The sequence below is a fragment of the Sphingobium aromaticiconvertens genome (genome assembly GCF_037154075.1).
GTDB lineage: Bacteria > Pseudomonadota > Alphaproteobacteria > Sphingomonadales > Sphingomonadaceae > Sphingobium > Sphingobium aromaticiconvertens.
Map to the genome: position 1 here is coordinate 42590 of NZ_JBANRJ010000006.1, position 20111 is coordinate 62700.

At 64.2% G+C, this 20111-nt stretch carries 18 protein-coding genes and 2 pseudogenes; 5 read left to right on the forward strand and 15 right to left on the reverse strand.

The window, feature by feature from the left end:
- Nucleotides 1–191 precede the first annotated feature (191 nt).
- From WFR25_RS26420 to WFR25_RS26440, 5 genes and pseudogenes are all read right to left on the reverse strand, one after another.
- On the reverse strand, nucleotides 192–1889 hold the full coding sequence (locus tag WFR25_RS26420) for a strawberry notch C-terminal domain-containing protein (RefSeq protein ID WP_419723232.1): 1698 nt from the start codon (nucleotides 1887–1889) through the stop codon (nucleotides 192–194).
- Nucleotides 1890–2103: 214 nt separating this feature from the next.
- Nucleotides 2104–3108 carry a tyrosine-type recombinase/integrase gene (locus WFR25_RS26425; RefSeq protein WP_137900237.1) on the reverse strand — a complete coding sequence of 335 codons (1005 nt, stop codon included), beginning with the start codon at nucleotides 3106–3108 and terminating at the stop codon, nucleotides 2104–2106.
- Entirely contained in the window at nucleotides 3105–4019 is a 915-nt protein-coding gene (locus WFR25_RS26430) for a tyrosine-type recombinase/integrase (protein ID WP_336975117.1), read from the reverse strand. Before WFR25_RS26430 ends, WFR25_RS26425 begins: the two co-directional genes overlap by 4 nt.
- Nucleotides 4016–5593: a tyrosine-type recombinase/integrase gene (locus WFR25_RS26435; protein ID WP_336975119.1), complete on the reverse strand. Its 1578-nt coding sequence runs from the start codon at nucleotides 5591–5593 to the stop codon at nucleotides 4016–4018. Before WFR25_RS26435 ends, WFR25_RS26430 begins: the two co-directional genes overlap by 4 nt.
- A 110-nt stretch (nucleotides 5594–5703) precedes the next feature.
- A pseudogene (locus WFR25_RS26440) lies at nucleotides 5704–8157 on the reverse strand (strawberry notch-like NTP hydrolase domain-containing protein); the annotation flags it as partial.
- A 232-nt stretch (nucleotides 8158–8389) separates the two neighbouring features.
- Here WFR25_RS26440 and WFR25_RS26445 point away from each other — a divergent pair.
- Nucleotides 8390–9205 carry a universal stress protein gene (locus WFR25_RS26445; RefSeq protein WP_336975289.1) on the forward strand — a complete coding sequence of 272 codons (816 nt, stop codon included), beginning with the start codon at nucleotides 8390–8392 and terminating at the stop codon, nucleotides 9203–9205.
- 25 nt (nucleotides 9206–9230) lie between these two features.
- Here the strand turns inward: WFR25_RS26445 and WFR25_RS26450 are convergent, their stop codons facing one another.
- Both WFR25_RS26450 and sciP read right to left on the reverse strand, forming a co-directional pair.
- Nucleotides 9231–9794, reverse strand: a complete 564-nt coding sequence (locus tag WFR25_RS26450; protein ID WP_336975291.1) for an NAD(P)H-dependent oxidoreductase — start codon at nucleotides 9792–9794, stop codon at nucleotides 9231–9233.
- Nucleotides 9795–9938: 144 nt separating this feature from the next.
- Nucleotides 9939–10237, reverse strand: a pseudogene (sciP, locus tag WFR25_RS26455) (CtrA inhibitor SciP).
- Nucleotides 10238–10494: 257 nt separating this feature from the next.
- Between sciP and WFR25_RS26460 the strand changes: the two are divergent.
- The 3 genes from WFR25_RS26460 to trxC all read left to right on the forward strand — a co-directional run bounded on the left by WFR25_RS26460 (nucleotide 10495) and on the right by trxC (nucleotide 12030).
- Nucleotides 10495–10860, forward strand: coding sequence for a hypothetical protein (locus WFR25_RS26460; protein WP_336975293.1), 366 nt, complete (start codon nucleotides 10495–10497; stop codon nucleotides 10858–10860).
- A gap of 42 nt (nucleotides 10861–10902) precedes the next feature.
- Nucleotides 10903–11442 carry a TlpA family protein disulfide reductase gene (locus WFR25_RS26465; RefSeq protein ID WP_336975295.1) on the forward strand — a complete coding sequence of 180 codons (540 nt, stop codon included), beginning with the start codon at nucleotides 10903–10905 and terminating at the stop codon, nucleotides 11440–11442.
- Nucleotides 11443–11583: 141 nt separating this feature from the next.
- On the forward strand, nucleotides 11584–12030 hold the full coding sequence (trxC, locus tag WFR25_RS26470) for a thioredoxin TrxC (protein WP_336975297.1): 447 nt from the start codon (nucleotides 11584–11586) through the stop codon (nucleotides 12028–12030).
- Nucleotides 12031–12106: 76 nt separating this feature from the next.
- Here trxC and WFR25_RS26475 read toward each other — a convergent pair whose 3' ends face one another.
- The 8 genes from WFR25_RS26475 to WFR25_RS26510 all read right to left on the reverse strand — a co-directional run bounded on the left by WFR25_RS26475 (nucleotide 12107) and on the right by WFR25_RS26510 (nucleotide 18809).
- On the reverse strand, nucleotides 12107–12310 hold the full coding sequence (locus WFR25_RS26475; protein ID WP_336975299.1) for a DUF302 domain-containing protein: 204 nt from the start codon (nucleotides 12308–12310) through the stop codon (nucleotides 12107–12109).
- A 251-nt stretch (nucleotides 12311–12561) separates the two neighbouring features.
- Nucleotides 12562–12987 (reverse strand): OsmC family protein, encoded by a 426-nt coding sequence (locus tag WFR25_RS26480; RefSeq protein ID WP_336975301.1) that lies wholly within the window; start codon nucleotides 12985–12987, stop codon nucleotides 12562–12564.
- A 287-nt stretch (nucleotides 12988–13274) separates the two neighbouring features.
- Complete coding sequence (locus WFR25_RS26485; protein WP_336975303.1) at nucleotides 13275–15047, reverse strand: SulP family inorganic anion transporter; 1773 nt, start codon at nucleotides 15045–15047, stop codon at nucleotides 13275–13277.
- Nucleotide 15048: 1 nt separating this feature from the next.
- Nucleotides 15049–16626 carry a bifunctional protein tyrosine phosphatase family protein/NAD(P)/FAD-dependent oxidoreductase gene (locus WFR25_RS26490; RefSeq protein ID WP_336975305.1) on the reverse strand — a complete coding sequence of 526 codons (1578 nt, stop codon included), beginning with the start codon at nucleotides 16624–16626 and terminating at the stop codon, nucleotides 15049–15051.
- A 6-nt stretch (nucleotides 16627–16632) separates the two neighbouring features.
- Nucleotides 16633–17082, reverse strand: coding sequence for a YeeE/YedE family protein (locus tag WFR25_RS26495; protein ID WP_336975307.1), 450 nt, complete (start codon nucleotides 17080–17082; stop codon nucleotides 16633–16635).
- Between the two features lies 1 nt (nucleotide 17083).
- On the reverse strand, nucleotides 17084–17521 hold the full coding sequence (locus WFR25_RS26500; protein ID WP_336975309.1) for a YeeE/YedE family protein: 438 nt from the start codon (nucleotides 17519–17521) through the stop codon (nucleotides 17084–17086).
- A complete protein-coding gene (locus WFR25_RS26505) occupies nucleotides 17518–18447 on the reverse strand; it encodes an MBL fold metallo-hydrolase (protein WP_336975311.1) in 930 nt (309 codons plus the stop codon). The genes WFR25_RS26500 and WFR25_RS26505 overlap by 4 nt, the downstream gene beginning before the upstream one ends.
- Entirely contained in the window at nucleotides 18444–18809 is a 366-nt protein-coding gene (locus WFR25_RS26510; protein WP_336975313.1) for an ArsR/SmtB family transcription factor, read from the reverse strand. Before WFR25_RS26510 ends, WFR25_RS26505 begins: the two co-directional genes overlap by 4 nt.
- Nucleotides 18810–19050: 241 nt before the next feature.
- On the opposite strand from WFR25_RS26510, the gene WFR25_RS26515 reads away from it, so the two are divergent.
- Complete coding sequence (locus tag WFR25_RS26515) at nucleotides 19051–20052, forward strand: GSU2403 family nucleotidyltransferase fold protein (protein WP_336975337.1); 1002 nt, start codon at nucleotides 19051–19053, stop codon at nucleotides 20050–20052.
- The last annotated feature ends 59 nt before the right edge of the window (nucleotides 20053–20111 follow it).

A 20111-nucleotide genomic window follows, 5' to 3' on the forward strand; every position in this document is an offset into this window, starting at 1 on the left:
ATGAGGTAGCACCGTCATGCAACCCGAAGGCTATCGGGTAGCCAGACTTGGTCCGCTCTCACCTAGGCAGCCTGCCGGGATTCACTTGGCAGGCTCTTCTTTTGGCCGGCTCGACTGGCCGACAGTGATTGCCATCCGAGGCCTCCGTGCGAGGAATTTCTACAATTCCCTAACAGTATAGAGCTTCGCATTCAGTCTTGCCGCCCATCACCCAAGACCCTTTCAAGCGTGTCCTTCGCCGTTGGAACCGGGACGAATACGCGCGTCCGATACTGGATGATCTCAGTGAAGCAGCCGAGCGACTTCAGCCACGGCAGGCGATCATGCGGACAGCCTACGAGCTCGATGCGAGGCGAGCCGTTGACGATCGAGCGCTTGATCGTGAGGGGGAACGGACGCGAGACGTCGATGCTCCGCCCTGCCGTCACTGCCTTGACCACTGCGTCCGGCGGAAGGACTTCCGTCCGGTCGATACCGAGCTTGGTGAAAAGCTGGGGAACATGATCGTCGAACACGAGGCGGCCCAGCCATGACCCCCCTTCCCCGTCAACGATGCGGTTGACCGCGAGATGGTCGCTCGGCAGCGCCGACCAGATGGGCAGGAGCAGGCCGGTGGCCAGCCGGATCGTTTCGCTGTCGACGGTCTGGCGGACGGCTTCGACCTCCCCGGCCCAGGCGGCGCTGAAGGCCTCGCGTGTCACCTCCTCCCAGGAGGATTCGTAGAGATCGTCCTCGCGCATATATTCGTTGCGAGTGGGGCGCATCAACTCGACGCGCGGGATCGGCGTGCCTTCCTTCTCCTCCATCAGAGCCCGTGCCTTTGTGCGAAGCGCGGACTTGCCGGACTTGCGGTTGATCATGAAAGTCGCGCTCCCGTCGCCGTCGGCGATCCGCAGGATACGGTCCAGCGAGATGGGGTTGCGCCGGCGTTCGATCTCGATGGTGAGCAGATGCGACGTTGCTCCGGTGAGCGAATCGGTGCGCAGCACGACATCATCGATGAGCGTGGCCCGATCGACCAGGATCGTTTCGACTCCGACATCGAAGCGACCGGCATCCCGCGCCGCCGAGACGCGGGTCTCGATCAGGGCGAGAAATTCGTCGAAGATGCTGTTCTGGAGCGCGATCGGAAGCGCGAGGATGCGGTTGAGCCACCGCTGGATGGGCGGCATCTCGTCCTTGAGGACACCATCCTTGTCGACCAACTCAAGGCCAGTGCGGTGCTGGAACTCGTCGAGCGTGGTGCTGGCAAGCTTGCCTCCCGCCAACAGGTCGAACCAGCTCAGAAGGGCGGCGCAGGCATATTCGCTCTCGAGGTTGTCAGCGGGATCGAACAACCCCTGCCCGCCGGTCTGGCGCTGGCCCCGCGTGAGCGCACCGAGGCTGTCCAGCCGGCGCGCAATCGTGCTGGTGAAGCGCAGTTCGCCCTTACAATCGGTCGTCACCGGCCGGAACAGCGGCGTCGTCGCCTGGTGCGTGCGGTGGGTGCGGCCAAGACCCTGGATCGCGCGGTCTGCACGCCAGCCGGGCTCGAGGAGAAGATGGACTCGCTGCTCCTGGTTCACCGCGTCGAGCGAGGCATGATAGCTGCGCCCGGTGCCGCCGGCGTCGGAGAAGACGAGTATCCGCTTGCGGCCAGCCTGGAACGCCGCGGCCTCCGCCTGGCTCGTGCGCGCGGAACGGCTTTCGAGTTTCTGCCTGCCGTCGCTCGCCGTGATCAGGCGTTTGGTGCGGCCCGTGACCTCGGCGACGGTATCGTGCCCGAAATGCTCGAGCAGCGCATCGAGCGCGGACATGATAGGCGGCATTGCGCAGAGCGTTTCGATCAGGTCGGCCCGCGCGGCCTCGGCTTCCGGATTGTAGACAGGGTTGCCGTTCTCATCGGTCATCGGCAGCGAGCGCGGCGTGCCCGTGTCGTCCTTGAATATCTGCATTTGCCGCGTCGGGAAGGCGCGCTCGAGATAGTCGATGATGTATTCTTTGCAGTCGAGATTTATGTCGAGCGGTTCGCGTGCGGGCGCGGATTTACGTGATGAAGACATAGTTTCTACTCCAGATAATTAATGTGGTGGGACGATGCCCGGAGGCGTGAGGCCTCCGGAGTTATGCTCGTTTCCGGACGTCGTTGAGCATCATGATCAGCGGGTCAGCCGGAGGTCTGAACTTGCCTGGTTTGATAGCCGGCGCCCCGTGCGCAGCGAGGATTTGCAGCTTTTCTTGGGGGTCAGCGCGCAGATAGGCTTCCGTGCTCTGGATGCTGGCATGCCCGAGCCAGAGCGCCACTTTGCGGATGTCGCCGGTCGCAGCAAGCGTGTGCATTGCGCAGGAATGCCGGAGCACGTGAGGCGTGACCCGCTTGCGTAGCAAGGACGGCTGCTTCTTCGCGGCCGTGGCCACATGCTTGGCCAGCCTGAACGCAAATCCGTCACGGCTCATTGGTTCGTCGTTGGCGTTGAGGAATATCTCTAGCGCGTGACATCGCGGCCTGACGGCGAGCCAGGCCCGCAGGGCTGCCTGCGTTTCGCGCCAGAGGGGTAGGACGCGCTCGCGTCGGCCCTTGCCGACGATGTGGACCGTGGCGAGCGAACGTTCCGGAAAGTCTTGCATTTGTAGCGACAGCAGTTCGGCGACACGCAGGCCGCCAGCATAGGCGAGATGTAGCATAGCGCGATCCCTCGTACCCAGGCGGGAACGGGGATCCGGTGCATCCAATAGCGCGGTGATCTCGTCCCGTGTCAGATAATCGATCAGGGTCGTGTCGGTCCGCTTAGTCGGCACGGAACGGATACGTAGCGCGAGGTCGAGGCAGACGGGGACGCGATACTCGATGTAGCGGAAGAACGCCCGGATCGCCGCGAGCCGGGCGTTGCGGGTTCTGGGACTGTTCTTACGTGCATTTTCCGCATGGTCGAGGAAGGCCATGATCAACTCAGGGTGAAAATCCTCGATCGTCAGATCGGTGGGCCGTCGCTTGAGCCGATCGGCCGCGAAGCGGACCAGCAGCGCGAAGCAGTTCGCATAGGTCGTCACCGTGTGCGGGCTGACATTGCGCTCGCGGGGCAGATGATCGCGCAGGAACGCGGCGAGATGGGAAGCGAGCGCGGTCATGCTGCGTCTCCCAGGAAAAGCTGCTCGCCGGCGACGGCAATGTCGCGAAGCAGGACCGGTGTTGCCTCGAGATACCAATATGTGTTGGCGACATCGGCATGACCCAGATAAGCGCTGAGCGCCGCCATATGATGGCGGATCGCCTCCCGATCGCGAGAACAGGACTCCAGTGACCGGACGGCGAAAGTGTGCCGCAGATCGTGGATGCGGATACCCGGCGTTCCGGTTGGTCCACGGAAGCCTAGCTTGCGAGCCAATCTGACGAAGACGATGTGAACAACAGTCTGGTGGGGTGCCCGCCCTCTCGTAGTGACGAACAGGTCATCACCGCTGGCGCCCAACCTCCTGCGGATATCCAGATATGTGTCCAGAGCCTCGCGCGTCGATGATAGGATCGGCACGAGACGTTGCTTGCCGAACTTGCCGTTGCGGACGATAAGACCATCGTCTGCGATATCCCCGCGCTGGAGTGCCAGAGCCTCGGATATCCGCAGCCCCGTCGTTGCCAGCAGGCCAAACAGATAGTGGTAGGTATATCGGCTGATTTTGCCTTCCGGCGGAAGATCCAGGGCAGCCTGCATAATCGCTCCAAGCTGCTCGGGCTCGATGATGTGGGGCGTCGGGCGACGACGCTTCCCACTCCCGAATACGCCCGCTGGCGGCACCTCATGCTGCTGATCCTCGGCATGGGCATAAAGGCAAAAGCGGCGCAGATGGTCGAATCTGTCCCGGGCGACGTTCTGGGAACTGGCTGACCGGCACCAATCATATAGCCTCTCGGCTTTGATGTGCCGATCGCCAAAACCATCAGCATAGCGGGCAAATTGTCGAAGCAACCGGTCCTGCACGTCGAACTTGCGGCCGAAACTGCGATGCAACGCGACATAGCGTTCGATCTGAGTGTTCATCATGCCGCGTCCCCCGGCCATTCCTGAGCGACCTTAAGCAGCATCGGTATGTCGACCTTGGCGTAGATGGCGGTCGTCGCCGGGGAACGGTGACGCAGGATCGTGCCGACCGACTCCAGACCGGCACCGGCGCGCAGCATCCGTGTGGCCAGCGAATGTCTAAAGGCGTGGGCACCCGTCGGCACGCCCTCAATGGCGCCTCGATCAAATACACGGGCTACGATACCGGCGATCTCCGCTGACGAACTGAACGGTCGGAAAGGAGGTTGCACGCGCACGAACAACCGCTCCTCGCTAATCGGCGGCCGTGCCTGCTCCAGATAGTCGAGGATCGCATCCCCGACATCCTGGGGAAGCGGCAGGCGGTCGGGCCGCCTGCTCTTGCCACAAACCCGTAGATATCCTTCGTTCCAGTCGATATCCGTCAGGTGTAGCTGCCAGATATCGCCCGCTCGCAGGCCGAGCCTGGCCAGCAGCAGGATGATGGCCTTGTCGCGGATCTCCACCGCGGTGCCGGTCTGGCAGGATGCGATGATCTTCTCGATCGTGGCCTCATCCATGTAGCGTGGCAGGGTGCCGAGTCGATAGCGCCTTATGGGCGGAAAGGCGTGCTGGAGAGCTGGGGCGCACTCTCCGCGTGAGACGAGAAAGCGCACATAGCTCCGCATGATGCCGGCGATGGTCGATGCGGAACCGGGTGCCTCAGTGATGCGGTGGCTGACGATCCGCCTGATAACGGCCGCGTCAATATCCGACGGTGGGTCGAGCATGGGAAGCCATCGCTTCACCTCTCCGCAGTAGCGCCGGATCGTCCCGGCAGAGCTGCCGCAATGAGTCGTTAGCCATGCCTTGTAGGCGGCCAGATCTTCGTCTTGATGTTGCCGGCTATGCGCCTGCGAAAGGATATGCCGATCACGCAGAAAACCGAGGAAGCGCCGCGCGCCTTTGCTGCGTCGTAACGGTCCGTGGCGGCCGATCAGCGTTCCGCGCTTGCGGTATACCGGGCACCGACAATCGTGGCCGGCGTACTGGATGACATGTTCGTCAGTGACATCATCCCAACGCAAGCGGGAGATCCGAACCCAGGCAGCAAAGTGTGCTGCCTCGGATCGATAGCTCTTGATGCTTGCTGCGCTGTAATGCTCCTGGACGAGAAATGGCGCGTACTCCGCCAACAGTGTGTCCATCTGATCGACATCATCGGGTACGTCGACAATGCCCAGATCCTCCAGGAAGCGGACGAAACGCCGGACCTTGCTGGTGAACTTTGGTCGGTTGGGCTCATGCCGAGAAAAGCCCTGACAGCGACACTGATGCTTCTCGAAACGTCGTACGACGGGGTCATCGACCGCCGACACTGCAACGTCCTGTTGCCCGATCCAGAACAGGAAATGGCGAGCGGCGGCTTTGTAAAGCGCAGCTGATCCCGCCGCGCTCCCCAGAAGAGAAGAGTGGAAGGCGGTGGATAGAGCTTCTGAGGTGGGAGTGACTCCGGCCCAAGGTTCTGGGCGTCCGAATGAAACAATCGTCTTTGGCAACATGGTGGTTCCTCCAGCTGGTTGGGGCTGGGGCCACATTAATTATCTGGAGTAGAAACTATGTCTTCATCACGTAAACCCGCGCCCGCACGCGAACCGCTCGACATAAATCTCGACTGCAAAGAATATGTCTTATCTGGAGATCCAGATAAGACGAACTCACGCGGCGAGAGATCGATTTCGAGGTCCGCGCGCTCCTCGGGACTGAGATCGCCAAGGCGCCGGTTGAGGATGGATTCCGCGGTCGTGACGAGCTGGAGAACGACCGACTGGCCATCGGCGATGTGCGCGCGAACGGCCGCGATGACCGTCGGGAGCTTCATCGAAAGTAGGAGCTGGCCGAAGAAGCGCTGTTTCGTGGACTCGAAGCGCGACCGCGCCGAAGCCTTGGCGCCGCTGTTGAGCGTGGCGTTCTCCAAACCGTCGACCACCGCCGTCAGCTCGAGCGCGCGTTCCATGTTCCGGTGGATGATCGCCCAGGCATCGGCATAACTGTCGTAGATGGCGATCTGATCGGGCGTCAGCTCGTGACGGAGGATATCATATTCGACACCCGCGAAGCTCAGGGCACGGGCGGTGTAGAGCCCCAGTGCCTTGAGGTCGCGGGCCACGAGCTCCATGGCGGCGATGCCGCCCTTGCGAATGCCCGTGATGAACTGCTCACGGTTGGTAAAGGCGGTCTCGGGACCCCACAGACCGAGTCTGACGGCATAGGCCAGGTTGTTGACGTCCGACGCGCCGGTCGCGGACGCGTAGAGCACGCGGGCTCCGGGGAGATGGTTCTGAAGGAGGACGCCGCAAATGCCCTGCTGCGAGCCTTCCTTGGGCCCGAGAGCGCCCTCGCCGCCCGCGACACCGCCCATCTCATGGGCTTCGTCGAAGCCAATGACGCCTTCGAAATCCTCGCCGGCCCAATTGATGATCTGCTGCAGCCGACTGTGATCGCCCCGCGCCGAGCGGAGCGTGGGATAGGTGGCGAACAACACGCCCTGCTCCAGCGTAATCGGCTGGTCGATCTTCCAGTTCGAAAGCGGCTGGATGTCGGCGGCAAGGCCGCCGAGCGCGGTCCAGTCACGTCGGGCGTCCTCCAGCAACGTCTCGTTCTTCGAGACCCAGATGTTGCGGCGCCGGCCTTGCAGCCAATTGTCGAGGATACAGGCTGACACCTGCCGCCCCTTCCCGGCACCGGTGCCGTCTCCTAGGAAGTAGCCCTTGCGATAGGCGCGGCCCTCCTGCGTCTCCTCAAGACCAACGCCTTCCTTGCTAGGCATGAACCGGCCGGGCAGGAACTGGGACCAGGCATGGCCCGCATATACGACCGTTTCCAGCTGCGAGGCGGAGAGCAGGCGCTCGGAGACGGTGCGCTCCGGAAGGTTGGGCACATAGTCGGGGATCGGCGCTGCGATCGATCCCATCGCGACCGATTCCACGAGCGCGGTCGGATGCTCGCCGGCCGCTTCGAACACGATACGGCTGGGCCTGTAGGGCAGATAGACCCCGACCTGGTCGAGCAAGGGCGCGGGTGCCTCGAGCGCGGTGTAGCCGACCGGCAGGACGTTGTTGCGGACCGGCGCATGATAGGGCCTGGGCGCGGCCCGCGTGCTCTTGACCGCGCGGAACAGCGACAGGCCGGAAGAGCGTTTCGGCGCAGGCGGGGATACGGCCGTGACCGTGCTGCGTTCGGGAACGACCAGGGCTCCCAGCAGTTCGCGGATTGATCCGCGCTGGATGGTCGCCGGGAGCGCTCCGCCGCCAACCACCTTGTCGATGACGAACAGCCGGACCGCGATCGAGGTGCCATGCTTGAGATAGCATTTCTCGAGCCGGACGGAGGTCCGGACGCTAACGTCACGTAGCGTCGTCTCGAAAAGATCGCGCATGCGTGCATTGGGACCGAACCAGTCCGGCATAACCGCGACGAGCCTGCCGCCGGGCTGCAAGCGCCGCAGCGCCGCCTGGAGATGGCGGACGGCCGCGTGACTGTCGGCGCCGAGACCCACGGAGCGGGAGAAAGGTGGGTTCATCAGGACGATGCTGGGGCGCGGCGCGTCGGCAAGCGTGGAGTTGATCGTCGCCCCGTCGTGGCCGGTGACCACGGCATCGGGGAAAGCGTGGGTCAGGCGCGCGCGGCGCGGCGCGGCATATTCGTTGAGCTGGAGACCTGAGTGATCCCGGCAATGGGCGACGAGGAGACCGTTGCCAGCGCTCGGTTCCAGAATGATGTCGTCAGCCTGGATATCCGCGAGCACGATCGCGACGGCCGCGAGATCGACGGGCGTCGAGAATTGCTGCCATTCGATTTGCTCTTCGCTGCGCACCGTCTGGGTCGGCAGCCGGTCGAGCAGATCGCAGGCCGCGCCGACATCGGTCAGCGACCGCAGCGGATAGGGGCCGAACTGAAGATGGTGGGCGAGCGCATGCTCGAGGATCTCGAAGCTGGCGCGCTGGGTCCACAGACCATCGGCATCGGAGCCGCCAAATCCTTCGGTCATCGTGGCGTTGAGATCGGCGCGGGTAATCGGATCGGTGGACCTCAGCCGCTCGACGAGGATGGTAGCCGCGCGGCGCTCGGCCGCGGTTGCAGTATCGGACAGATCGGACATGGTGAGGAGCTCCGGACTTGCTGCCCCATCGGCAGCATCAATCCTGCAAGCCCCCCTTCCCTCTTGACCGGGCACCTGGCCGCTCGCGTTGACCCGTGAAGGACCTTGCAAATGATCAAGCCGCGCCGACGCGTGATCGCAGTACTTTCGCCGGGCAGGTATTATTCCGTATGGCATCGCCGGACCCATCGCTCGAAACTGAACTTCCCCGCTCAGCAACAAGGGAACGGTCATGGCTGCGACGTGCGAAGTATTGTTGGCGAGCGACTTTTCGGCCCGATGCGACCGGGCTCTCGACCGGGCTATGCAAATTGTGCGCGATCATGGCGGGAGGTTGGCCATTGCGCACGTTCTGGAACGCGATGTTGCCGAAGCCTCGCCAGAGACGGCCGAACGGCTGCGCGCGGAATTGCCGGACGCGGCCCGGGACGCAGCATTGATCGTGCGGGCCGGGTCTGCGCCCGAGATTCTGGCGCAAGTGGCGGCGGAACGCGGCAGCGACCTGATCGTGACCGGCGTCGCGCGGTATAACAGCATCGGCGATTACCTGCTGGGAACAGTTGTCGACCATATTGTCCGCCGTGCGCAAGCACCGGTTCTGGTCGTGCGGCGGCGCCCGGCTCATCCGTACCGGCGGATTGTCGTTGCGACCGATCTTTCAGATTGTTCGCGCGCGGCCCTGCTTTCGGCCGCGAGGCTATTTCCAGGCGCCGACTTCACCCTCGTCCATGCGTTCCATGTCCCTTACGAAGCCTGGCTCAAGTCGGACGATGTGAAGGAATATGTGCGGGCTGAAGCCGAAAAGGGGATGGCGACGTTCCTGTCCCACGAGGAGATCGCGCCCTTGAGGTCTGCCATCGAACCCGTTGTCGTCGAAGGTGAGACCGGCAGCATCGTCCTGGACCGGCTCGAGCGAACGAAGGCTGACCTTCTTGTGTTGGGCACGCATGGTCGCAGCGGCTTTGCTCATGCGACGATCGGTAGCCAGGCCGAGGCTTTGCTGTTTGTGGCCGGCACCGACGTGCTGATGGTACGCGAGCGCAAGTGAAGACCCGGTTCACCATTCAGCCACGCTAACGCGCCGCATCGCCGAGCAGAGCAACGCTGCGCAGCCAGGCTTCTCGGGCGGGCGCGCTCGCCTCGACGCTGCCGATAATCGAGTATCGCGCCGAATCGAACCCGACGGCCCGCAGGATATTGCGATCGAGGCTCTTGAGGCTGTGGGCGCGGTAGAAGAAGCGGTAGAACGGTGCGGGCATGCCCATCGTCACGATGATCCGGGCCGAGCGACCTGACAGGAGTTTCGCCTCTGCCCCTGCGGAGCCTTCGTCGATCGCGAACCCGGGCCGCATCACCTGCTCGAGGAACGCTTTCAGCAGCGCGGGCATGTCGCCGAGCCACAAAGGGTAGAGGATCAAGAGATGATCCGCCCAGCGAATATCCTTCTGCGCGTTGCGGATGGCGCTGACAGGGTCGGTCTCGCGCCACTCGCGCGCGGAGCGCAGAAGCGGAAAATCCAGCGTGGCAAGCTCGATCCGGCGGACCTCGTGGATGGTCGCCTCGGCCCCCGCTGCGTAGGCATCGGCGAGGGCGTGAACATAGCCCGGATGTCCGTCGATGATCGCGATGCGTGTCATGGAGTCCTCCTGTTCGTGGAGTTCCCGAGGTCGCGCACCGCAGCAATACGGATGATCATTAGGTGATCCTTGGTCGCGAGCGGGCCGGTGCCCTGCGCCCCGAAACCTTCAGAGGCCTCGTTGAGGTGGGCAAGCAGGCTGCCGTCAGTACTTGAGCCGGCGCTCATGCAGGTCGCGATAGTGCTGGATGCGGGTCACGCGCAGCCCCTGCATGCCCGAGCGGTCGACAGCCCGCTCCCAGGAAACCAGCTCCTCGAGCGTGAGATCGTAGCGTTCGCAAGCCTCATCAAAAGTGAGCAGCCCGCCCTGGACCGCGGCGACCACTTCGGCCTTGCGCCGAACGACCCAGCGCCGGGTTCCTGGCGGCGGGAGAGATTCGAGCGTCAGCGGTCGCCCAAGGGGCCGATAACACTGGCAGGCCGGATCTTCTGGTTCTCGAGCATGTCCCGCACAGCATAACGCGCCGGCCATTAAGAAGGCGTTGCCCTGATCGCGCCGGTCCATGACGACGGATCGAAGCCGTTGAGCCGCAGACGATCGCTTACCTGTTCGCCGACGCCCTGCTGGGCTATCCGTGCGCTTTTCGATCCGGCTGCCCTTGAGGATTATCACCCAATCGCGAAGCCGTTATCGCCAGCGTGCACCCGCGGGACGTCAGTCGGCGCCGCGTTGTTTCTCGCCCGTGCCACGGACATGACACATGAATTCGCATGACATCATCCAGATCGGTCCGCTGGCAATGGCGCTCGATCGCCTTGTCGCCATGGGGCTCATCCTGGTCTTTCTTGCCGGGACGGACTTGATCGTGCGCCGGTTTCGCGTGCCATCCTGGCAGCCGGCAGCGATCGCCCTGCTGGTGGGCCTTGTCAGCGCCCGGGCAGCCTATGTGTGGGTCCACGAGGAGAGTTTCGCGCTCGATCCGGTCGTCGCGCTGCAGGCCTGGTTCGGCGGCTGGATATGGAGCGCCGGGGTGGCGGCAGCAGCGCTGGCGTTGGTCCTGACCCTGCGCAAGCCTCGCCCGATTGCCGCGGGACTCGGCCTGCTGGCGGTACTTTCGGCGGTGTGAGTTGCATTTGGCGAGGAACGGACGCCGCGATCGGCGACCCTGTTGCCGGCAGGCCTGCGTTTCGAAATGGCGCAGGGCGGCACCATCACGGCAGGCGATCTGCGCGGCCGCGTCGCCGTGCTTAACCTCTGGGCCAGCTGGTGCCCGCCCTGCCGCCGCGAAATGCCGATGCTGATCGCCGCCGCCGCCAGCGAACGGCGCGCGATGATCCTGCTGGTCAATCAGGGCGAAACACCCGAGCGGCTTAGCGCCTTCCTGGAAGGCCAAGGCCTGGAGCCCCGCCATGTTGCGCTGGATCCGGAGGGCGTGCTCGGCGTCCTGACCGGCGCTCCGGCTCTGCCGACGACGCTCTTCATCGCGGCCGACGGAACCGTGCGCCAGACCCATGTGGGCGAGATCTCGCGCGTTCAGCTCGATATCGCGATCCGCGCGCTGTCGCGGGCAGAAGAAGCGCTTCGCCCAGCGCGCAGGTTGGAGCGCGCAGCCGTCGGCTCCTCGCCCAGCGCGGCTGCAAGAAGGACGGCACTGCGCCACCGTCAGGTGCGCACCCGCCCGGCTGCCCACAAGCGAGACAGGACATAGTCCTTGCTCGCCGCCTCACGCTTGGTGGATGATACCTTACTTGCGCGCCGCCTCGCCTGCCCGCGCGAGGCGACCGTAGGCCGGGGGCCGGGGGCCGGGACGAGGCTTCTTCAGGCTCACTTGGGTAGTAAGGGTAGCCAGATGACAGTTGAGAATACGATGATCGTGATCTGCCCGGCCTGCGCGACGGCAAACCGGGTGCCGAAAGACAAGGTTCGGGCGAGCGGCAAATGCGGCCGATGCGGCTCGCTGTTGTTCCTGAAGGAGCCCGTGGTTCTTACCGCAGCCAACTTCGATGCTCACGCCGCGAAGAGCGACGTCCCGCTGCTCGTCGATTTCTGGGCGGCGTGGTGCGGCCCCTGCCGGCAGATGGCGCCCGCTTTTAGTGCCGCCGCCGGCCTGCTCGAACCCGATGTGCGGCTCGGCAAATTGGATACGCAGGCCGAACAGGCTGTTGCCGACCGCTACGACATCCGGTCTATCCCGACGCTGATGCTGTTCGCCAAGGGACGCGAGATTGCTCGCCAGTCCGGCGCGATGCCGAGCACCGCGATTGTCGCCTGGGTGAGGAAGGCTCTCCCTGGGTAGGATGATGCAGCGGACAGCTGCGAGGCGGCGGCGGGGATCCTTAGCGCGCCGCCGCCGGCGGCGTTCTGACGAATGATCAAGCGGCGGCTGCGTCCTGTGCCAATTGCCCGATTACGCGCGAGAGCTTGTCACGAACTGTCTGCGCAGCCCTCATCAAGGCGGGATTATCGATGGCCTGCATCGAGGCTACCGGGTCAATGGCAGCCACTTCGACATCACCCGAGCCTGACTCCTGAACGATAACATTGCAGGGCAGCATCAGTCCGACCTTGTCTTCCAATTGCAAGCTCCCAGGATCGTGTATGGCCGGAATTCGACATCGATCTTGATTTAAGGGTCTGTTGGATATCGATCCGGCTGATCACGCCGAAACCTTCGGTCTTGAGCGCCGCCATCGGTGCGGGCGATGGCATCCTCGAACGGAGCACTGAGCCTGGCCGCGATATAATAGGTCATCGTTCATCCTTTCGTGCCTGGCCGCCGGTCTGTTCAATGGCCCAGCGCGCGCGCAAGGGGCGGCGACCGAACCGGTCAACTGGCCGCATGCGTGGTGATAACAGGCGTACCCTCGAGGGTGCGTTGCACCGGGCAGCGGGCCGCCACGGCGATAAGCTTTTGGCGTTGCTCCTCGGACAGGTCTTTGCCGGAAATCCGGATCGTCTTGGCGAAATGATCGGCTTTTGCCGACGTACCCTCGAGCCCGCCCTTGGCATGGGTGAGGATCACTTCCACACGTTCGAGCGGCCAGTTCTGTTGACGCGCATACCAGCGCACCGTCATGGCCGTGCACTCTCCCAAGGCGGCCAGCAGGAGATCATAGGGCGCCGGCCCCAGGTTGCTGCCTCCCTGGGCAACAGGCTCGTCGCCGGTGAGGTGATGGCCCGACACCTCGATACGGACGGCGAAGGCACTTTCACCCGTTTCGATGATGTGGGCAGAGGTCGTGTCCTTGTTCAATCAAGCTCTCCTGTTCGCCGCCTGTGGCCCTATCTAGCAAGCCCGCCCCATTCACTGCGCCGCGATGGACGCGCGGCGGCCGTCAGCGGCGATGCCGGCAACCCTGTGTGCGTCCCCTTTGGCACGGCAGCGCGGTGAAGCCCGCGATCCGCAGGCTGACTGGTTCGACCCCGTTCGACCTGCCGCGCTCTTGGGGACAGGCGGAGCGTCTTTTCGACAGTTGCACCCTGTGTCATCGCGTAAAGGCGAAGCTGCGCGCGAGAGGATGGGCACGCCCTCGCGTCCTGTCATATCAATCCCCGGGCGAGCCACAGATCAGGCAGACGCTGCGTGTCATCGTGACGATCGGCACTGACGACAGCAGCGTCAAAAGCCGCATTTTGCGAAAGCCATATCTGGCCCCCCAGGGCTCCGACAAGATGCGAGCGCTCAAGCGCATCCATGACCGGCCCCTTCACTTCCGACAGGTGCAGACTCACGCCCGCGTCGGCAAGGCGGTGATTGATGGCCTCGAGGCTCTCGAGCGCCGAGGCATCGATCGCATTCACCGCAGAGCACATCAAGATGAGGTGCTTGAGCTGGGGGTGATCGGCAACCTGCTCGAGGACAAACTCCTCCAGCCAGCGCGCATTGAGATAGGTCAGGCTCTCGTCGATTCGGATGGTCAGTACCCTGGGATCGGTGAACACCTTGTGGCGCTTGACGTTGCGAAAGTGCTCCGTCTCCGGCACCCGGCCGACGACCGCCGCATGGGGCCGCGATGCGCGCCAAACGAACAGGGCGAGACTGAGGCCGACACCCGCGATGACCCCGGCCTCGACCCCGGCCAGCAGCGTGACGAGGATGGTGGCCATCATCGCCGCGAAGTCGGTGCGCGAATAGCGCCAGATTTCAACCGGCTTTCGCAAGTCGACGAGGCTGAGCACTGCGACGATGATCGTTGCCGCCAGCGTCGCGACGGGAAGCGACGCCAGTAGCGGCGTCAGGAACAGAGCGGCTACGAGGATTCCGCCAGCGGTGAACACGCCGGCGGCCGGCGTTTCCGCGCCTGCATCGAAGTTGACGACCGAGCGGGCAAAGCCGCCGGTAACCGGATACCCGCCGGTGAAGGCCGCCGCCACGTTGGCCGAGCCCAAGCCGATCAGCTCCTGATCGGGATCGATCCTCTGGCGCTTCTTGGCGGCCAGGGTCTGGGCGACGGAAACGCTTTCCACGAAACCGATAACCGACAGCAGGAGCGCGGGAACCGCCAATTGTCGCCATAGTTCGGCATCGAACAGCGGCAAGGTGAACGGTGGCAGGCTTTGCGGGATGTCACCCACGACCTTCACCCCCTGCGCCTCCAGGCCGAGAAAGACCACGGCCAGGGTCGAAACCGCCACCGCGGCGATCGGTCCAGCCTTGGCCAAGAGGTCTGCGGGTCGAGGAGCCAGACCCGCGCGCACTAGCAGCGGCTTCAGCCCCTTGCGCACCCAGAACAGGAAAGCGGTTGCGGCAACACCGATCGCGAGCGTGGGCAGATGCGTCGTGGGCAGGGCGCGGACCAGGGTTCCGATCAGCTCGGGTAGCGTTTCGCCGGAAGCCCTGACGCCGAGGATCGATTTCAACTGGCTGACGGCGATGATGATGCCGCTCGCGGTGATGAACCCCGACACCACCGGATGCGAGAGCAGGTTGGCAAGGAAACCGAGCCGCAGCACGCCCATCAGGAGCAGGATCAGGCCCGAAAGCAACGCCAGAACGAGCGCCGCGGCGATGAACTCCGCGCTGCCGGGCGCAGCGACGCTTCCTGCGGCCGTCAACGTCATCAGCGAGATCACCGCCACCGGACCTACCGCCAAGGCGCGGCTGGTGCCGAAGATCGCGTAAGCAACCAGCGGCGCGATCGACGCGTAAAGGCCGATCTCGGGCGGAAGGCCGGCGAGCATCGCGTAGGCGAGGCTCTGAGGAATGAGCATGACGGTGACGATCGCCGCCGCGACGAGATCGTTGGTCAGCGTCCCGCGGTCATATTGCCCGGCCCAGCCGAGGATGGGGAGATAGCGGGAGAACGAAGACATCTCAGGTGCTGGTCAGGTGCGGCTTGACCATCCACTCCCGGCCCTTGAGCATACCGTGCCAGTAAACGGGCGGCAGGATCGTATCCTTGAGCAGCCAGGCAAGGCGCGAGGGGCGAGTGCCGTCGATCAGCCAGGCGGGGAAACTGGGCAGGAGCTTGCCACCATAGCCAAACTCGGCGAGCACGATCTTGCCCTTCTCGACGGTGAGCGGACAGCTGCCGTAGCCGTCGTAATCGGCGACGGGCTCCCGGCCCTCGAGTGCAGCCAAGGCGTTCACTGCCACCACCGGTGCCTGCTTGCGAACAGCCGCCGCGGTCTTCGCGTTCGAGGCGGAGCAGGCGTCGCCGAGGGCAAAGACGTTGGGGTAGCGGGGATGGCGCAGCGTGGCTTCGTCCACCTCGACGAAGCCGGAGGGCGCCGCGAGAGAACTGGACCGGACGAAATCGGGTGCGGTCTGCGGCGGCACCACGTGGATCATGTCGAACCGCTCCTCCACGCGCTTGAGCTCGTTGCCGCGCTTCTGCTCAAAGGTGGCGACTTTCGCCGGCCCATCGATGGCGACGAGCCGTGACTCGAGGTTCAGATGAGCGCCGTAGCGCTCGACGTATTCGATCAGCGCCGGAACATAAGCCGCAACGCCAAAGAGCACGGCACCCGCGGTGTGGAACTGAACGTCGATGTCCTTGAGAACTCCGGCGGGCTCCCAGATGCTGCACGACAGGTACATCGCCTTCTGCGGCGCGCCGGCGCACTTGATCGGCATAACCGGCTGGGTGAACAATGCCCGCCCCCCTTTGAGTTCCTTCACCAGACGGCGAGTATAAGGCGCGAACTCGTAGCTGTAGTTCGAAGTGACGCCGTTGCGGCCGAGAGTGTCCCGCAGCCCTGGGATGGCATCCCAGTCGAGCTTGATCCCCGGACAGACAATCAGCACGCGGTAGGACACGCTGCCGCCGTCACACAGCAGCACCTTGTTTTCGTCGGGCGCGAACCCGCTGGCGGACGCCTTGATCCAGTTCGCGCCTTGCGGAATCACCCGTGCCTCAGCGCGCCGGGTGAACTCACGGGTGAAAATGCCGGCACCCACCATCGTCCAGCCCGGCTGGTAGTAGTGCACCTCGCTCGGCTCGACGATCGCCAGGCTGAGCTTGGGGTTACGCTTGAGAATGCTGGCCGCGGTAGCGATCCCAGCGCTGCCTCCGCCGACGATGACGATATCGTAGCTGCCGCAGTCGGGACCGTGCGGGGCCAGTGCACCCGCCATTTCTGCCAGCGTTTTAGAACGCGCGCCCGAGCGGCAGTATGCCAGGACCGGCCCCGGCAGCTCGTCCAGAGCCCGCTTCATGGCGAGCCCATCCTGATCGGTGATGGAGCCGGACACTGCCGGAACGTGCGCAAAGCCAAGGCCGGCACCCCTCGCCGCCGCGCCGATGTCTTCGGCGGTGGGTTGTCCTTGTTCCTCCCCGTCGGGGCGGTTGCAGATGATCGAGCGAAAGCCGGCGGCCGCGATCTCCGCAACCTCTTCCGCGCGGATCTGGGGGGAAGTACTTAGGCGGTGACTCAGGTTGGTGAACCCCATGACTTCTTACTCCTGAACCGTTTGGCGACGCCGTGGCATGAGGCTGACGAACTGCTGAACGGCCATGCCCGCGAGCATCGCGAGGACGAACGGCAGGACGCTAAGAGGTGAAAGAGCCAGCGAAGCGACCGCCGGACCCGGGCAAAGGCCAGCAATGCCCCAGCCGATGCCAAACAGGATCGATCCGGAGATCAGGCGTACGTCGAGATCGTTGCGGTCCGGCAGAGAAAACCGTTCGGCAAAGGCCGGTGTGCCCATCCGCTGGCGAATTCGCCAGGCCACCGCCATGACCAGCACGGCGGCGCCCATGACGAAGACCAGAGTCGGGTCCCATGCGCCGAAGACGTCGAGGAACCCCCGCACCCGGGCGGGATCGGTCATTCCCGAAACAGTCAGGCCGGCGCCGAACAGCGTGCCCGAGACGAGCGGCGGGAGAAGTTTCCTGGCTAGCGACATGTCAGCCTCCGATCCGGGACTGGATGAACACGGTCACGATCCCGGCCGCGATGAATGAGGCGGTCGCCAAGATCGAGCGCTGCGAAAGCCGGCTGACGCCGCACACGCCGTGGCCGCTCGTGCAGCCACTGCCCATGCGCGTGCCGAATCCGACGAGAAGGCCGGCCGCCACCAGCACCGGCCAGCTAGCGAAGCTGGCGGGCTCCCGGTCGACTGTCAGAGCAGCCAAGAGGGCCCCGAGCGGGAGGCCGACGAGGAACCCCCAGGCGCTGGTCATCGACATATCGCCGGAGGCGATCCGGGTGCCCCGGGCCACTATGCCGGAGACCCCGGCGATACGGCCCGAGCCGAGCAACATGAGCGCCGCGGCCAGGCCGATCAGAACCCCGCCCAACGCGCCTTGCAGCGGCTGGGCATCGGGAAAGCCGGGCAGCATCATAGCGCGTTCACCGGCAGCTTGAGATAGGACAGGCCATTGTCCTCCGGCGGAGGCATATGCCCGCCGCGCATGTTGACCTGGATCGAGGGCAGGATGAGCCGCGGCATTTCCAGCGTCGCATCGCGCTGCTTGCGCATCGCGACGAACTCGGCCTCGGTAACGCCCTCATGGAGATGAACATTGGCGGTGCGCTGTGCGAGCATCGATGTTTCCCAAACGTAGTGATCGCGGTTGGGGGCCTTGTAGTCGTGGCAGAGAAACACGCGGGTCTCGTCCGGGAGACGCATCAGGCGCCTGACCGAGCGGTATAGGGTGGCGGCATCGCCGCCCGGGAAGTCCGCACGTGCCGAGCCGTAGTCGGGCATGAACATGGTGTCGCCGATGAATGCCGCGTCTCCCACGACATAGGCCAGGTCGGCAGGCGTGTGCCCTGGCACGTGCAGGGCGATAAGCGGGATCTCTCCCACCATCAGCTCTTCGCCATCGGCGACCAGCCGGTCGAACTGCGAGCCGTCGCGCGCGAATTCGGTGCCCTCGTTGAAAATCTTGCTGAACACGCCTTGGACGGTGACGATCTCCCGGCCAATGGCGAGCTTGCCGCCGAGCTTCTGCTGGAGGTAGGGAGCGGCGGACAGATGATCGGCATGGGCGTGGGTCTCGAGGATCCAGTCAACCGTGAGGCGCCGCTCCTGGACATAGGCAGCAATCCCGTCGGCAGACTCGAAGCTCGTCCTTCCGGAGGGCTGATCGAAGTCCCACACGCTGTCCACGATCGCCGCCCGCTTCGCCACGGGGTCGCTGATCACATAGCTCGCTGTGAAGGTCGGCTCGTGGAAGAACGCTTTTACCTGCGGTGCGCGAAGTTCTCCGGCCAGCACGCGCCGGACTTGCGCCGCCGCCTGCTCGATCCCGGTGTCGTCGGTCATTGGTCGTCTCCGATGGGTTGGGCTTTGGCCGGCCCTCGGCCCAGCTCCGGGCAGAAAATATCGTGAAGCAGCGCGAGTATCCGCCGGGCGCGCGGATCGCATATCCGGTAATATACGGTCTGGGCTTTCTTGCGGGTCGCCACGAGTCCCTCTTCGCGTAACTTGGCAAGGTGTTGCGACAGCGCCGACTGGCTGAGTCCAATCCGCTCGACCAGCGCGCCCACCGGCAGCTCTCCCCTTTCCGCCAGATGGCACAGCACGAGCAGGCGGCTCTCGTTAGAAAGCATACGGAGCAGCGCGGCGGCTTGCGCCGCCTGCTCCCCGAATGGGGCTAAGGGAGATAATTTCACAGGCCGTTCCATAAGCTCTATCTAATGTAGAATAGTCTAAACTAAATGCAAGTCCCCGAGCGGGACTTGGCTTCCGCCAGGGCAGATGCTGGCCAGAACTGCTCGACGACGAATGCGAAGGGCCGCTTGAAACCCGATATCGACAAGACCACACATCGGTCGAGTGCAGCCCCGATGCCCCACAACACTAGAGACGTACCCCTATTTATCCCACAGTTTTGTATTTTTAGAAAATGTGGGATAAAAGGTGGCAATGCATCAGATCCGTCCCTTCTCCGACGAACAATCCCGGCTGCTCGTCAATCTGCGCCAGCGCTACGAGGTGTGGATGGCCGCCGAGCAGGAGCTCGCCGCCCTGCCCTACGATCTACGGCGCAAGACCGTCTCGGGGTCGGTCTATCTCTACGAAATCCGGGATCGCAGCGGCAACGGCAAGAGCCTCGGGCCGATGAACGCGGCGCGCGAAGCCGTGTTTCGCGACTATCATGCGCGCAAGGATGCGCTGCAAGCACAGATAAAGGACCTGCGCGCTGCCCTGGCTGAAAGCGCGGCGCTCTACCGCGCCTTGCGCCTGCCGATGCTCTCCAGCGACGCAGGGCCAATCCTGCGCGAGTGCGACCGGCGGCATCTCCTAGGGTCGCACCTGCTCGTCGTCGGCACCAATGCCGTTGCTGCTTACATGATCGAGGCCAATGGTACGATCACCCTGCCCGACGAGACCGAGGATTTCGACCTCGCCTGGATCGCGCAGGCCCCTGGCGATGCCGGCCACCGGGTCTGGGACATGCTCAAGGCGGTCGATCCCACCTTCACGATCAACAGCGAACGCGATTTCCAGGCGCGCAATGCCAAAGCCTATGAGGTCGAACTGCTCGTCGCGCCCTCGCGCGCGGGCACCCTGGAAACGCAGGACCGGCCACGGCCAGTCCCCCTGCCCGAACAGGAATGGTTGTTGCTCGGCCGGCCGGTAGACCAGGTGATAGGCTGCCGCGACGGGTCCCCTGCCCGCATCGTCGCGCCCGACCCCCGCTGGTTCGCGCTCCACAAGCTGTGGATGTCCGCCCAGCCCAAGCGCAATCCGCAAAAACGCCCGAAGGATCGCAAACAGGGGCTGGCTTTGCTCGGTGCCATAGCTGCGAACATGCCACAGTATCCGCTCGAGCAAACCTTCGAAGACCAGCTTCCCGAAGATCTGCGACCTTTCCTGGAAATGTGGAAAAATGGTGCTCCGTCATCGGCCAAGCCAGCCTGGTAGCTCTGCTAAACGATCTACCGAGCGGGGCAGCATACCCCTTCGCTGCGATTGCGTCCGTC

Coding starts and splice junctions, on each gene's coding strand:
- WFR25_RS26495 (WP_336975307.1), bottom strand. CDS start 17,082: ATGTCGCTAGCCAGGAAACTTCTCCCGCCGCTCGTCTCGGGCACGCTG.
- WFR25_RS26430 (WP_336975117.1), bottom strand. CDS start 4,019: ATGATGAACACTCAGATCGAACGCTATGTCGCGTTGCATCGCAGTTTC.
- WFR25_RS26505 (WP_336975311.1), bottom strand. CDS start 18,447: ATGACCGACGACACCGGGATCGAGCAGGCGGCGGCGCAAGTCCGGCGC.
- WFR25_RS26445 (WP_336975289.1), top strand. CDS start 8,390: ATGGCTGCGACGTGCGAAGTATTGTTGGCGAGCGACTTTTCGGCCCGA.
- WFR25_RS26490 (WP_336975305.1), bottom strand. CDS start 16,626: ATGGGGTTCACCAACCTGAGTCACCGCCTAAGTACTTCCCCCCAGATC.
- WFR25_RS26460 (WP_336975293.1), top strand. CDS start 10,495: ATGAATTCGCATGACATCATCCAGATCGGTCCGCTGGCAATGGCGCTC.
- WFR25_RS26485 (WP_336975303.1), bottom strand. CDS start 15,047: ATGTCTTCGTTCTCCCGCTATCTCCCCATCCTCGGCTGGGCCGGGCAA.
- trxC (WP_336975297.1), top strand. CDS start 11,584: ATGACAGTTGAGAATACGATGATCGTGATCTGCCCGGCCTGCGCGACG.
- WFR25_RS26515 (WP_336975337.1), top strand. CDS start 19,051: ATGCATCAGATCCGTCCCTTCTCCGACGAACAATCCCGGCTGCTCGTC.
- WFR25_RS26450 (WP_336975291.1), bottom strand. CDS start 9,794: ATGACACGCATCGCGATCATCGACGGACATCCGGGCTATGTTCACGCC.
- WFR25_RS26425 (WP_137900237.1), bottom strand. CDS start 3,108: ATGACCGCGCTCGCTTCCCATCTCGCCGCGTTCCTGCGCGATCATCTG.
- WFR25_RS26435 (WP_336975119.1), bottom strand. CDS start 5,593: ATGTGGCCCCAGCCCCAACCAGCTGGAGGAACCACCATGTTGCCAAAG.
- WFR25_RS26510 (WP_336975313.1), bottom strand. CDS start 18,809: ATGGAACGGCCTGTGAAATTATCTCCCTTAGCCCCATTCGGGGAGCAG.
- WFR25_RS26420 (WP_419723232.1), bottom strand. CDS start 1,889: ATGACCGATGAGAACGGCAACCCTGTCTACAATCCGGAAGCCGAGGCC.
- WFR25_RS26500 (WP_336975309.1), bottom strand. CDS start 17,521: ATGATGCTGCCCGGCTTTCCCGATGCCCAGCCGCTGCAAGGCGCGTTG.